Here is a 12,692-nt window from a genome sequence, read left to right as displayed (position 1 = left end):
CGCCCGTCGGTGAGAAGGGATGGGCTCCGGCATCCTCCGGCGAGGAGCAGGAGCAATGCGGCTGTTCTCAACCCCCTTCGCACCGTTGATTCCAGTCTCACCGACGGCCTCGCTGACTCGGGGGAATAGGAGCCCCCGGTGGACATCGGACTTGGACCGATTTCCACCGAGGAGGGCCCACCGTCGCTCGCCACGGATGGACCCGTTTACTTCGGAGCACCTAGGGGATGACGGTGATGCTCAGGTCCGCGGTGTTGTTCGCATCATTGATGTCCACCAGCGACCCGGTGGCCTCCACGGAGGTGGTGATGCTCCCAATGCTCAGCGGCTGCAAGACCACCGTCACGGTCAAGCTGGCGCTCGCGCCCAATGCCCCCAGATCACAGCCTACCGCCGAACCGTTGCGTTGGCAGCCTCCCTGCGAGGACGTCACAGCGACGAAGGTCACGCCGTCGGGTAGGAGCTGTGAGAGGAAGACCTGACCTTCGGGACTGGTTCCGCCATTTGTCACGGTGAGCGTCAGCGTGAGGTTGGAGCCCACTTGTGCCGTCGATGGCGAGGCGGAAATCGTCGCTGACAAGTCGGTCGCGCGCATAAGAGGAATGGGGGCCCTGTTGAGGGGGAGGGAGGGTGGCGAACACGTCGAAGTCGAACGTCCTCCTGAGCAACTCGGCGAAAGTCCACTCGCGGTGTCCTCTCCTTCACCCGCTCTTTCCTGGCCGCTGCCTCATGCCCCGCGCTCGCCTCCTGCGCACCTGCTTGAGGGACGCTCGCGCTTCACGGGCGTCCACCGCTCGTGCGGCCCGATGAACCACTGGGCCTGGGTCTCCACATCGGACCAGGTCGCGAAGACTCGGGCTGGATTGGCTCGCGGCAATGTGGCCGTGGTCAGCGCGCCAGGTCGGGGCAGCACGTTCTGGTTCACCCCGCCGGGAGCCGTCGGCGGGGGCGCCGTCGCGAGGCGCGAGACGAAGAGGCCCGGTGGTGTCGGAGCAGGACGCCGCGACACCCCGGGGTGCGCCGTGAAGGCTGGCGTCAGAGAGACCCGCCGCCCCAGTCTCTCATCTCCTCACTCCGAATCCGGGAGGCCTCGCGGACCAGGTCCTTGCAGGACATGCCGAGATCCTTCGCGGTGATGTTCCTGGCCACCTGCGGGAGGATGTTCTTCTCCTCGTCCGCGATGTGTCGCTTGACCACCTTCTCCAGCGCGCCGACCTTGGCCTTCACCGCGTTCATGTCGTCGTGCATCCGCACGATGTCACCCAGGAGCTTCGTCATCTCCTGGTGCTCCTACTCCGCGTGCTCGATTTTCTCGTCGCCCACCACCCGCGAGGCCTTCGGGGAGACCCAGCGCGCCTCGATGGTGGAGTGCAGCATGAGCGCCTCCGCGAGCTGGATGCACAGTTCCCTGCGGCTCGTGTCGTCCGAGGCGTTGCGGAACGCCAGGAACAGCGCGTCGACTTCGCGGCGCTGCTGAATCAACAGGTCGATGACGTCCACGGGTGCGCTCCTTTCAATGGGATCGCTCCCCAACGGTCCGATGCGCCCCTGCCGCGGCAATCGCGCGCCTCGCCGTGCAAGCTCCCTCGCCCCGTCCCGTGCGAGGAGGAGGCAGAAGAGCACTTCCGCTGGGCCGCGGCGGGGGGCTCAAAGAGCCACAGGGCCCGCCGCCGAATTCTCAAGAACCGACGAAACTTTCGCAGCAGCCTCAGGAAAATGACGGAAGTTCCTCGATGCGAATGCCCATCCCCCGGGCAGGAGCCTTCCATGTCGTGGTCCACGTCCTCGCATCCCGCGGGGGGCCTCAGTCCATGGTGCTGAACCCGCATGCGTCCAGAGGACGAAGGCCGTTGCTGAAGCTTGAGGAGGGCGTGTCGGGGCGGCATGCCTCGCACTCCCGCGCGAACGGGCGACGCGCTTCATGACGCCCCTCGCGCTCCCACCCCAACCCCAGTGAACCGGCGGTGCCCGCGTCACTCCGTGAGGAGCAGGAGGACGCGGACGCCCGCCCCAACCAGGACATCCCATGGCAATCGGCGGAATCATCGGTGGCGCGGCGGATGCCGCTCGACGCGCGGCGGAAGCGGCGAAGCGCGCGGCGGAGGCGGCCGCGAAGAAGGCCGCGGAGGCAGCCGCGAAGAAGGCCGCGGAGGCGGCGGCGACGGCGACGAAGACCACGGAGCAGATTGAGTCGGTCGCCAAGAAGCACACGCAGGACGTCTTCGAGCGACACGAGGCGCCGGGCGACAGCGGGCGCGACGTGAAGCAGAAGGACCGCGAGACGGTGGGCGACTTCTTCGAGGACCTGAGGACCAAGGCGGGCGACGCGCTCAAGGACACGGCCCAGAAGGTGGGCGAGGAGCTGGGCAAGGCGACGGACGTCTTGGCCAACGGGCTGGACCAGTTGGGGCAGGCCATCCAGGACGCGCCGGCGCAGAATCCGGTGCAGGACTTCGCCCAGGACCTCGCCGGGGGCATCCTCCAGGGCGCGGCCGGCGTGGTGCGCGACTCGGCGAAGACCGTGGGCGCGGCCAAGGACGCGCTCAACTTCAACACGCAGGTGGAACAGCTCAAGCCGGGCGAGAGCGTCTCCGTGGGCCTCAATGCCGAGGTGGATGTCTACGCCGTCGGCATCACCGGCAAGGGTGACCTGACCGTCAGCCGTAGCGCCGAGGAGGGCGGGGGCTACACCGTCTCCGCCAGCGGAGATGTGGGTGCGGGCATCATCGGGAAGATGGGCGGCAAGGGGGCGGCGGACGCGAGCGCCAGCGTGTTCGGTACCGCGGGCGGCACGGTGGAGTACAAGTTCGACACCCTGGAGGAGGCCCAGCGCGCCGCCGGCATCATCGCGGCCAACGCCGCCGTGTCGGGCGCCTCAGGGCAGAACCCCCTGCTGGGCCTGGGCTTGAACGTCGTGCTGGGCGACCCGCGGTCGGAGCTGGAGGGCCTGCGCGACAAGGTGAGCGCGGTGGAGTTCGAGCTGGGCGCGGAGGGGAACCTCGCGGGCGACCTGGGCATGAAGGGCCTGCAGGACGTGCTCAGCGCGGGCGCGAGCGCGGGCGTGGACATCAACCAGTCCACCACGGCGCGCATCGAGATGGAGGGGGGCAAGCCGACGTCGCTGACGCTCACCCAGTCGCAGGAGGTTTCGGCCGACGCGGGCGCGAGCGTGGGCCTGGGGGTTCCGAGCCAGGGCAAGGGCGGCCCCAGCGCGTCGCTGCCGACGAGTGCCTCGGCCGGAGTCGAGGGGGCGCTCAAGGTGGAGCTGGAGCAGAGCATCGACCTGTCGGGGAACTTCAACCTGGACGACTTCCTGAGGGACCCGAAGAGCACCGCGCAAGAGCTGGGCCAGTCGAGCGAGGTGAAGGTGACGCTCACCGACTCGCGCCAGGGCTCCGCGCAGGCGCTCGGCCTGGGCGGGAGCATGGGCCGCGAGGTGAATGTGGAAATCAGCGGCAACCTCGAGGACATCGCGAACAGCGGGGCGTTCACCAGCATCGCCAACGGCGACGTGGGGCAGGCGGTGACGCAGCTTGGCGGCAAGGTCGACATCAAGGCCACCGTGCAGGACAAGACCACGGTGAAGGGTGACATCGGCGTCGGGGTCCACGCCGGCGTGGTCGGCGCCGAGGCGGGGGTCACCACCGAGCGCACCACGGTGGGCGAGGAGCACGAGCTCACCGCCGCGCAGCTCGTGGAGCTGTACCTCACGCAGCGCTGGTCCGCCGGAGTCGCCAGCTGAGACCGGTCCACGGCGAGGGCTGCTCGCGCCATGCGGTGCGCTCAGCCCTCGCCCTTGCCTCCGGACTCGTACTTCTTGCACTTGCACCACAGTGTGGGCGCGTCGATGCCGAGCACCCTGGCGGCCTCGTCCAGCGTGGGCGCGGAGGCCATGACGCGCAGCGTGTGCTCGCGCTCCACCTCCTCCAGCGTGTGCGGCCCGCCCAGCGCCACCACCGAGCCCGCCGCAGCGGCGATGCGGTCCGGGAACGCCTGCGGCTCCAACACCTCCGCCGGCCACACGATGAGCGCCCGCTCCACCGCGTTGCGCAGCTCCCGCACGTTGTCCGGCCATGGAAGATGCGCCAGCAGCATCTTCTCCGTCGCGGGTGACACCTCTGGCGTCACCTCGGCCGCTGCGCCGTCCTTGCGAAGAAAACGCCACGAAGCACCGCGCCAGCTCCACCTCGCCAGGGCACACGCTACCGTCAGGCTCCCAAGGGCTTCTCGTGAGCCCTGCGAGCCTGTGGAATTCGGGCCGCTCGCGTCCGTGAGCGGGTTGCCCCTGGTGGGCCGCATGTGTCCCCAGTGTGCCCCTCCAGCGGGACTGAGAACGGGACAAGACGGGGCGAGACAGGCTCGGGCGGCACAACGAACCGACGTGAGTTCAAGGCGATAGCGGGTAACAGCGCTTCCTGCCTGGGGTTTGCTTTTGCACTCCCCCCCGGGTTCAAGTCCCGTACTCTCCAAGCCCGGCGCGCGGCTGTTACCCGGCAACCAACCTGGAAGGCCCTCTTCCGCTCCCCGCCTCTAGGCCGAGAGGGTTGCTGGTAACCTTGGAGAAGCCGAAGAGCCCGCCAGCTTCAGGAGACCCGATGAACGGAGCGAATGACGGACGTTCCCCGCCCTCTTCCCGTGAATCCGAGCCCGACGACGAGCGCAGTGACTCGAGTCCTGAGCCCCGGCGGCCTCCGATTTATGTCCTGGAAGGCAACACCCTGCACACGCGGCTGACGCGTGAGTTGGGGGTGAACTATCCGTTCGTCAGCGACGGCATGGCCTTCGTGTCGCTGCCGCCGCTGGTCATCGCCGTGTCGGAAGCCGGCGGCGTGGGCATGCTCGGCGCCGCGCCGGAACCGGCGGACGTCCTGGATGTCCGGCTCCAGACCATCCAGGCAGGCACGCGGCGCCCCTTCGGCGTGAACTTCCTCATGGCCCAGCGGGAGGGCCGGCATTCCACCACGCGCGAGCACATCGAGGTGTGCATCGCCCGGAGCGTGCCCGTCGTCTCCTTCCACGGCGCCCTGCCTCCCTCGGAGTGGGTCGCGGCGCTGCGGGCCGCGGGCATCCGGGTCTGGGTCCAGGCGCCTTCGGGAGACATGGCGCGGCAGGCCCTGTCGCTCGGCGTGGACGGGCTCATCGCCCAGGGCCGGCAGGCGTCCGGCCTCAACCAGAGCACCACGCCCACCCTGGCGCTGGTGCGTGAGCTGCGCGCGCTGACGGACTCGGTACCGGTGCTGGCCGCGGGCGGCATCGCCGACGGGCTCAGCGCGGCGCGCGCCCTCTTCCATGGCGCGGACGGCGTCTGGGTGGGCACGCGCATGGTGGCCTCCGTGGAAGCGCATGCCCACCCGGCCTACAAGCAGCGCATCGTCGATGGGGACGCGGGAGACACGGACGTCACCACCGTCTTCGGACGGGAGTGGCCGGGTCATCGCATGCGCGTGCTGCGCAACCGCGTGGTGCGCGAGTGGACGGGACGAGAGGGCCGTGTGCCCATGCCCATGGCGACACCAGAGCGCGTCGGCACCACCCGGCTGTTCCCCGGCACCCCAGGCGGCGGCCCCCTTGTCGACGTGCCGCAGCACAGCGCCTTCGTGCCCACCCCGGACACCGAAGGAGACCTGGAAGAGATGGCCATGCCGGCCAGCGGCGCCAGCATGGCGCGCATCGAGAGCGTGCTGCCCGCCGGCCAAATCGTGGTGGAGCTGATGGAGCGAGCGCGCCGGGTGCTCGCCGATCCGCATGGCCTGGACGCCGACGCGGATGAGGACGGCCGGGGCTGAATTGGAGTAGAGCGCCCTCATGGGTGCAAGGTGGCGTCGAGCGACACAGGTCGGGTGGCTGGCTTTCGCGCTGTGCGGTGCCATCGCGGTGGTGCGCGCCTCCACGGCCGAGCTGCCGCCGCGCGAACGCACCCTGAACGCGGCCGAGCGCAAGCTGGTGGGCCGCGCCGCCGCGAGCCAGGAGCCAGAGTGGCGCCGCAAGTCGCGCCAGTCCTTCCCTGGCGACCGCTGGTCCCAGGACGATGACTTCGGCGCGTCCGAGCGCCAGTGGGCGATGGACGAGGCCCGCCGCCGCCGCGTGCCGGTGACGGACGTCCTGCGCGCCATCGACGAGGAGCTACACGGCCAGCCCGTGCTGCCCCCGCGCAAGGCCACCGCCAGCCCCTGCAAGCCCCGCCCCTTCTACGACTGAGCTCCGGCGCCTTCCGCTCATGATGCCTTCCCCCCGCAGGCTGCTCCGCTTCGCCCACCGCGCCGCCACCCTCACCAGCGTGCGGCTGGCCCTGTTCGCCGCGCTGGCGCTGGCCGCCGCCTGGCGTCCACTACAGCAGGCCGGAGGCATGAACGACTTCCGCGACGCGCACCTGCTGCACTCGTACGAGGACGCGGGAACGCGCACGGTGACGCACTACGGGCAGCTCCCGTTGTGGAACCCGTGGGCCTGCGGCGGACAGTACGCGCTGGGCAGTCCGCAGACGCGCGTGGCGTCTCCCACGCTGCTCGTGTCCGCGCTCATGGGCGCTCGGCCAGCGGAGCCGCTGCTGCTCTGGGCCTTCCTCGTGCTCGGCATGGAGGGCTTCTTCCACTACGCGCGGCGGCGCGTGGGCTCCGCGCTGGGGGCGCTCGGCGCGGCGCCGCTGTTCGGCCTGGCGGGCTTCACCGCGCTGTCGTGGTCCATTGGCTGGCTCAACTTCGCGGGCTTTCTGCTGCTGCCCTGGCTGCTGTGGGGCACGCGCCGCGCGGCGGAGGGCCATCTGCGAGGCGCCGCGGTGGTGGCCGGCACCTTCGCGGTGCTGCTGGGCTTCGGCGGCACGTATCCCGTGCCCATGGGCGCGCTCTTCGTCGCGCTGGAGGCCGGGCGCACGCTGTACGGGCTGCGCGGGACGCCGCGGCGCAAGTCCGCGCTGTGGGCCCTGGGAGCCACCGCCGTGTTCACCCTGGGCGCCTGCGCGTTCCGGCTGTGGCCGTTGGTGGAGACCATGCGCTCGGCACCACGCATCATGGCGGGCACGCCGGGCAACTCCGCGGAGGAGCTGGCGCGTATGCTGCTCCAGATGCCGGCGAGCTCCGGCTATAGCGACCCGGGCAACTTCTTCCTCGCGCCCGCGGTGCTCGCACTGATTCCGCTGGCCGCGTGGGCCTGGCGCCGCGCGCTGTACCCGGCGGTGCTGGCGGCGCTGTGCGTGTGGATGGCGGCGGGCTACGCCGCGGTGCCCTCGCTGTTCGGCGCGCTGCGGCTGCTGCCCGTCTTCGGAACGCTGCGCTATCCGGAGCGCTTCCTCGTGCCCGCGGGACTCTTCCTGGCGGAGCTGGTAGCGCTGGGGCTCGCCGTGCTGCTGGTGCGCGTGTGGCGCGTGCCGGCCGCGCGCACGGCGACGTCCTGGTGGCCCACCGCCGCGGTGGTGGCCTGCGTCGTCCTCGCCGTGGGCTGGGGCTTCCAGGTGCGCGCCTTCGACAGGCTCAGCCGCTGGTCGCAGATGGTGCCCGCGCCCGGCCCCATTCCCGAGGAGGCGGAGCGCCCCTTCGCCCAGGCCCGCGGCAACCGCTGGGCACAGGGTTACTTCCTGGCGCTCAACCGGGGCTCCATCGCCTGTGGCGAGGCGTGGCCGGTGCCCATGTCCGAGCGCCTGCGCGGCGACCTGCCCCAGGAGGAGTACCTGGAGGACGCCTCCGCGGGCACCGCGCGCCGCGTGGAGTGGACCCCCAACCGCGTTACGGTGGACGTGACGGCGACGCGTCCCACGGTGCTGCTGGTGAACCAGAACTGGCACCCGGGCTGGAAGTCCTCGGAGGGCGAGGTGGTGTCCCAGGACGGACTCCTCGGCGTGCGCGTGGCGGAAGGGACACACCGCGTGGTGCTGCGCTTCCTGCCGCGCTCCGGGCTGGGCGGAGCGCTGGTCTCCGCGCTCGCGTGGCTGGGCCTGGGCTTCGTGGCCTGGCGGCTGCGGGGGCGGCTGGGGCCCGCGGCCGTCGGCGTGGCGTGTGTGCCGCTGGTGGCCTGGGGCGTACTGCTGGCGACGTCACCCGAGCCGCTGGCGCGCGCAGTGCCCCTCAACGCGGATGGCTCGCCGATGCGCGTGGCGGCGCTGCCGCCCACCGCGAAGCCCGTGGACGCGCGCTTCGACGTGCCAGTGGAGCTGGTGGGCGCGGAGATACCGTCGGCGCCGGACGCGGAAGGGCTGCTCCACCTGGTGCTCTACTGGCGCGTCACCGGGCCGGTGCCTCGCTCCGCGGGCATCTTCGTCCACTTCCCTGGCCCACCCGGCAGCAAGCGGAAGAATGCGGACCACCCGGTGCTGGGCGGCACCTACTTCTTCGCCGAGGCGCCCCGGGACACGCTCCTGCGGGATGCCTTCTCGGTGTCCACGAAGGACTGGGACGCGGGCGAGCGGAAGGTCCTGGTGGGCCTGTGGCACGCCGGGGGTGATGGCTCACGCATCGGCGGACGGGGCGCGGACGGCAAGCCGCTGACGTCGTCCCATGTCGAGGTGGGCACACTCGCGGTGCCGCCCAAGGCACAGTCCGAGGAAAAGCCCTGAGTCTCCGGGGCAGCGGGCGGCGGGGACGCATGACGCGACGCGATGATGGCGTTATGAAGCCCGCATGCGAATCCTGCACACCATGCTCCGCGTCGGTGACCTCGAGCGCTCGCTCGACTTCTACACCCGGGTCATCGGCATGAAGTTGCTGCGCCGTCACGACTACCCCGGCGGCAAGTTCACCCTGGCTTTCGTGGGCTTCGGCCCCGAGGACACCCACCCCGCCCTGGAGCTCACGTACAACTGGGGCGTCGAGAAGTACGAGCTCGGCACGGCCTACGGCCACGTGGCCCTGGGCGTCAGTGACATCCATGGCACGTGCGAGGCCATCCGGAAGGCCGGTGGCAAGGTGGTCCGCGAGCCCGGCCCCATGAAGCACGGCACCACCGTCATCGCCTTCGTCGAGGACCCGGACGGCTACAAGGTGGAACTCATCCAGAAGGACCGCTGAGCCCACTGCCGCCACAGGCCCGAAGCTCACGCAACGCCTGCACACCCGGCCCGGGCCCGTTAGTGTGGCCCCGTGAGCTCCGCCCCCCTCTTCGTCCCCGACCACATCCCGCCCGACCGGCCCCGCGAGGGCGCCCTGCTCTTCCTCGCCCGGGGCATGGACGTGCTCGTCCAGGAGCATTCGGACGGCGTCGCCATTCCCACCGGCGCGGCCTTCCCGGAGCTCGCCGCCGCCGCGCACTTCCTGGGAGCGCTGGACGGCGTGGACTGCTACGCGGCGGGCTTCACCCAGGACTTCGTCCCGCCGGAAGGCTACAAGGCCGTCGCCGCCCGCTCGCTCTACAAGCGCGTGGATGACGCCCGCTTCGCCGTGGCGGGGCGCGCGCTCGCGATTGTCGAGTGGGACCTCACCCACCGCTTCTGCGGCCGATGCGGCGAACCCACCCATTTGGTTCCGGGGGAGCGCGCCCGCCGCTGCCCGGTGGACAAGACGCCCTTCTATCCCCGCATCGCCCCCGCCATCATCGTCCTCATCACCCGCGGCGACACGATGCTGCTGGCGCACAACGCCCAGTTTCCAGAGCCCATGTTCAGCACGCTCGCCGGCTTCGCGGAGCCGGGCGAGTCGCTGGAGGAGTGCGTGGCGCGCGAGGTGAAGGAGGAAGTCGGCATCGACGTGAAGAACATCCGCTACTTCGGCTCCCAGCCGTGGCCCTTCGGCCGCTCGCTGATGGTGGGCTTCACCGCCGAGTACGCGGGCGGCGACATCACCGTGGACCAGAAGGAAATCTCCGAGGCCCACTGGTTCAGTCCGGACAACCTGCCGCGCATCCCCCCGAAGCTCAGCATCGCCCGGCAGCTCATCGACACCTTCATCGAGCGCGTGAAGGGCCCCGCCGCCCCTTGACCCCTCCCCAGGCGAGGCAGCAGGCCGCGCTTGACCTGGCGCGGCAGGTTGGGGTTGAAGCACGCCTCCCCCGAATCAGCGAAGAAGCCATGCCCGCAGCGCGCCCACACATCGAGCCCCGACGCGTCCCCACCGCGGACTCCGTGGTGGTGAAGGAAATCTACCTCAGCGTCCAGGGGGAGTCTTCCCACGCCGGGCTGCTGTGCGCCTTCATCCGCCTCACGGGCTGCCACCTCCGCTGCACCTACTGCGACAGCGAGTTCGCCTTCCACGGCGGCGCGCGCCGGAAAATCGCGGACATCGTCAGCGAGGTGCGGGACCTGCGCACGCCCATGGTGGAGGTCACCGGCGGCGAGCCCCTGCTCCAGCCCGGCGTCTACCCGCTGATGGAGGCGCTGCTCGACGCCGGCTTCAAGGTGCTGCTGGAGACGAGCGGCGCCATCGACGTGCGGCTGGTGCCTCCGGCGGTGCACAAAATCGTCGACATGAAGACGCCCTCCTCGGGCGAGCACCTGCGCAACGACTACCGCAACTTCACGTCGATGAACGCCAACGACGAGCTGAAGTTCGTCATCGGCTCGCGCGAGGACTACGACTGGGCCAAGGCGCTCATCGCCGAGCACCAGCTGCTCCAGAAGCCCTACGGCAGCCTGTTCTCCACCGTGTTCGACAAGCTCCACCCGCGCGAGCTCGCCGAATGGGTCATCGAGGACAGGCTCGCCGTGCGCTTCCAACTGCAGATGCACAAGTACATGTGGGACCCGAACGCGCGCGGCGTGTGAGCGCGGCCCTCAAGGTCCGAAGCCCCAGAACACGACGGCCAGCCAGCTCGAGGCCAGCCCCAGGTTCACCCAGCCGAGCCCCGTGGTCACCCGCGCCAGGGTCCGTCCGCGCACGGCGCCCTCGCCCCGGGCAATGCGCCGCAGCTCCCGCAGGCCCAGCACCACACCGGCCAGCCCCGCCACCAGCGTGGGCAACGGCAACGCCAGCGAGCATGGCAGACACGCCAGCCCCGCCACGTTGAGCACCAGCGCCACCTGAATCACCCGCGACGGACGCGCCTCCCTGCGCAGCACCGCCACGCAGGGCGCGCAGTAGGGCATTTCGCCCGCCAGCTCCGTGCAGTCCCCGCACAGGAAGCCACCACAGCGCGTGCACGTGGCCACCGCGGCCTCGTCCGGGTGGGTGGCGCAGACGGCGCCGACGGGTGTCCGCACGCGGCCTTCCACGCCGGGCGCCCCGCCGTCAGAAGCCCGTGGGCGGGGCGCGCGAGGCCAGCGCCGAAAGGCTGTGCAGGCCCAGTCCCAGGAACACGGCGGCCAGCACGGTGCTGGCCATGAAGCCCGCGACGATGAGGCCCTTGCGCCGGTGCTCGAACTGGCTGAAGGCGTAGAAGAGCATGTAGCAGGGAATCAGCAGCACCATCACCCCCGTGCCCACACTCCGCCGGAAGGCGTGGACGAGCAGGGTAGCGGCGCAGCCCAGCGCGAGAGCGGCGAACAGGATGGCGAGCGGGAGCAGCGGCACGTCCACCCCCTTAACACGTTCCACGCTTTGCAGCGCTGGCGTGCACATATTAAGCACGCCCCGACGTCAACCAGCCGAGGTGCCTGCCGATGAACGCCGCCAAGACGCTGCTCAACTTCATCCTCGCGGGCGCCCTGCTGGGCTTCGTGGTCGCCTCCTGGTTGGGGCCCAACTACCTGGGCTGGTACAACGAGACGCCCTACGCCACCCAGACGATGTGCAACCTGCCCGAGGTCGTCCGCAAGACGTCCGCGGACCTGATTTCGTACCAGGTCATCGGCGGGGGCGTGGGCGCCGGCCTCTTCCTCATCCTGGGCGTGGTCGTCGTGCGCCGCTCACACCGGAAGGCCCGGGTGCAGGCCGGCCAGACGCCGCCCCCCACGGAGCCACGCGCCACCGCCTGACGCGCGGCCCGGCGGCGCTCAGGGCGCCTGGGACTCCGCCGCGTGGACGATGACGCCCGGCCCCTGGGCCAGGATGGCATCGCCCTCGCTGTCCTCCACGGTGACCATGATGGCGAAGGTCGTCGTCTCCGACACCTCGGGCGCCACCCACGTGGGGTTGCGCGCATTCGCGTCGCTGAAGGTGCCCGCGGGCTCCGCGGGGAGCTGCTGCCATTGGAAGGTCATGGCGTCCCCGTCCGGGTCTTCGACCTCGAAGACGAAGGACACCACGCCCCCCGGCCCGACGACCTGCGGCGAAGGCCGAGGCCCCGTGGAGACCTTGGGAGCGTGATTGGCCCGGCAGGACACAGCGAGCCCCAACAGCACCAGCGCCCCGAACACTTTCGAGTACGAGTGAGACATGAACCGGCCCCTTTGGATGGTGGCGCCAGAGTAACGCGCCTGCATCGGGAGAGGTATTGCCCCACTGGCGTGCCACCAGCGCTCAGGGGCGCCCCAGCATGCGCAGCTTCTCCGCGCGCGAAAGCCGCTTGATGGCGGCCTCCCGCCGGAGCGCCGCGCCGCGGTCCCCCGCGGCCTCGCTCCACACCAGGGTGACGGGCAGCCGCGCCCGCGTGTACGCCGCCCCGCGCCCCCGGCCATGGGTGGCCAGCCGGCGCTCCAGGTCGTTGGTGGCGCCGGTGTACAGCGTGCCGTCACGGCACCGCAGGATGTAGACAGTCCACGAGGGCGATTCGTCCGGCACGGCGTGCCGCACTCTACCGCCCCCGCGGACCGCCGTCTCACCCCGCGCCGTGAGGCAGGGCGCCCTGGAGCCGCGACCGCCGCGCCCCCGCCCTCGCCTCGCCGGGAACCCCCG

Annotated in this window: 16 protein-coding genes; 8 read left to right on the top strand and 8 right to left on the bottom strand. The window is 70.8% G+C overall.

All coding sequences use genetic code 11. From position 1 onward, the window contains the following. Positions 1–220: 220 nt before the first annotated feature. The 3 genes from FMP39_RS22485 to FMP39_RS38105 form a co-directional block, all read right to left on the bottom strand. Positions 221–595 (bottom strand): DUF11 domain-containing protein, encoded by a 375-nt coding sequence (locus FMP39_RS22485; protein WP_141592322.1) that lies wholly within the window; start codon positions 593–595, stop codon positions 221–223. A gap of 440 nt (positions 596–1,035) precedes the next feature. After that, the gene (locus FMP39_RS38110) at positions 1,036–1,278 is read right to left on the bottom strand and encodes a hypothetical protein (RefSeq protein ID WP_228558228.1); all 243 of its coding nucleotides are present in this window, start codon (positions 1,276–1,278) and stop codon (positions 1,036–1,038) included. 12 nt (positions 1,279–1,290) lie between these two features. After that, the gene (locus FMP39_RS38105; protein ID WP_228558227.1) at positions 1,291–1,500 is read right to left on the bottom strand and encodes a hypothetical protein; all 210 of its coding nucleotides are present in this window, start codon (positions 1,498–1,500) and stop codon (positions 1,291–1,293) included. A gap of 526 nt (positions 1,501–2,026) precedes the next feature. On the opposite strand from FMP39_RS38105, the gene FMP39_RS22475 reads away from it, so the two are divergent. Beyond that, positions 2,027–3,742 carry a hypothetical protein gene (locus FMP39_RS22475; protein WP_141592321.1) on the top strand — a complete coding sequence of 572 codons (1,716 nt, stop codon included), beginning with the start codon at positions 2,027–2,029 and terminating at the stop codon, positions 3,740–3,742. A 41-nt stretch (positions 3,743–3,783) separates the two neighbouring features. Here the strand turns inward: FMP39_RS22475 and FMP39_RS22470 are convergent, their stop codons facing one another. Next, the gene (locus FMP39_RS22470; RefSeq protein WP_228558226.1) at positions 3,784–4,116 is read right to left on the bottom strand and encodes a helix-turn-helix domain-containing protein; all 333 of its coding nucleotides are present in this window, start codon (positions 4,114–4,116) and stop codon (positions 3,784–3,786) included. 479 nt (positions 4,117–4,595) lie between these two features. Between FMP39_RS22470 and FMP39_RS22465 the strand changes: the two genes are divergently transcribed. The 6 genes from FMP39_RS22465 to FMP39_RS22440 all read left to right on the top strand — a co-directional run bounded on the left by FMP39_RS22465 (position 4,596) and on the right by FMP39_RS22440 (position 10,684). Then, a complete protein-coding gene (locus tag FMP39_RS22465) occupies positions 4,596–5,786 on the top strand; it encodes a nitronate monooxygenase family protein (protein WP_141592320.1) in 1,191 nt (396 codons plus the stop codon). 19 nt (positions 5,787–5,805) lie between these two features. Further along, positions 5,806–6,198, top strand: a complete 393-nt coding sequence (locus FMP39_RS22460) for a hypothetical protein (RefSeq protein WP_141592319.1) — start codon at positions 5,806–5,808, stop codon at positions 6,196–6,198. Between the two features lie 19 nt (positions 6,199–6,217). Continuing rightward, entirely contained in the window at positions 6,218–8,545 is a 2,328-nt protein-coding gene (locus FMP39_RS22455; RefSeq protein ID WP_141592318.1) for a YfhO family protein, read from the top strand. Between the two features lie 64 nt (positions 8,546–8,609). Next, positions 8,610–8,996, top strand: coding sequence for a lactoylglutathione lyase (gloA, locus tag FMP39_RS22450; protein WP_141592317.1), 387 nt, complete (start codon positions 8,610–8,612; stop codon positions 8,994–8,996). Positions 8,997–9,068: 72 nt separating this feature from the next. Beyond that, complete coding sequence (gene nudC / locus FMP39_RS22445) at positions 9,069–9,902, top strand: NAD(+) diphosphatase (RefSeq protein WP_141592316.1); 834 nt, start codon at positions 9,069–9,071, stop codon at positions 9,900–9,902. 89 nt (positions 9,903–9,991) lie between these two features. Next, entirely contained in the window at positions 9,992–10,684 is a 693-nt protein-coding gene (locus FMP39_RS22440) for a radical SAM protein (RefSeq protein ID WP_090486520.1), read from the top strand. Positions 10,685–10,693: 9 nt separating this feature from the next. Here the strand turns inward: FMP39_RS22440 and FMP39_RS22435 are convergent, their stop codons facing one another. Both FMP39_RS22435 and FMP39_RS22430 read right to left on the bottom strand, forming a co-directional pair. Continuing rightward, complete coding sequence (locus tag FMP39_RS22435) at positions 10,694–11,119, bottom strand: hypothetical protein (protein WP_228558225.1); 426 nt, start codon at positions 11,117–11,119, stop codon at positions 10,694–10,696. 28 nt (positions 11,120–11,147) lie between these two features. Then, positions 11,148–11,477, bottom strand: a complete 330-nt coding sequence (locus tag FMP39_RS22430; protein ID WP_228558224.1) for a hypothetical protein — start codon at positions 11,475–11,477, stop codon at positions 11,148–11,150. A gap of 41 nt (positions 11,478–11,518) precedes the next feature. On the opposite strand from FMP39_RS22430, the gene FMP39_RS22425 reads away from it, so the two are divergent. Next, positions 11,519–11,833, top strand: coding sequence for a hypothetical protein (locus tag FMP39_RS22425; protein WP_011550608.1), 315 nt, complete (start codon positions 11,519–11,521; stop codon positions 11,831–11,833). An 18-nt stretch (positions 11,834–11,851) separates the two neighbouring features. Here FMP39_RS22425 and FMP39_RS22420 read toward each other — a convergent pair whose 3' ends face one another. Beyond that, positions 11,852–12,235 carry a hypothetical protein gene (locus tag FMP39_RS22420; RefSeq protein WP_228558223.1) on the bottom strand — a complete coding sequence of 128 codons (384 nt, stop codon included), beginning with the start codon at positions 12,233–12,235 and terminating at the stop codon, positions 11,852–11,854. Between the two features lie 82 nt (positions 12,236–12,317). Further along, entirely contained in the window at positions 12,318–12,590 is a 273-nt protein-coding gene (locus FMP39_RS22415; RefSeq protein ID WP_011550605.1) for a GIY-YIG nuclease family protein, read from the bottom strand. Positions 12,591–12,692 lie beyond the last annotated feature (102 nt).

The sequence above is a fragment of the Myxococcus sp. AB056 genome (assembly GCF_006547365.1).
In the GTDB taxonomy this organism is placed as follows: Bacteria; Myxococcota; Myxococcia; order Myxococcales; family Myxococcaceae; genus Myxococcus; species Myxococcus virescens.
This window is presented reverse-complemented; position numbering and strand designations above follow the sequence as displayed.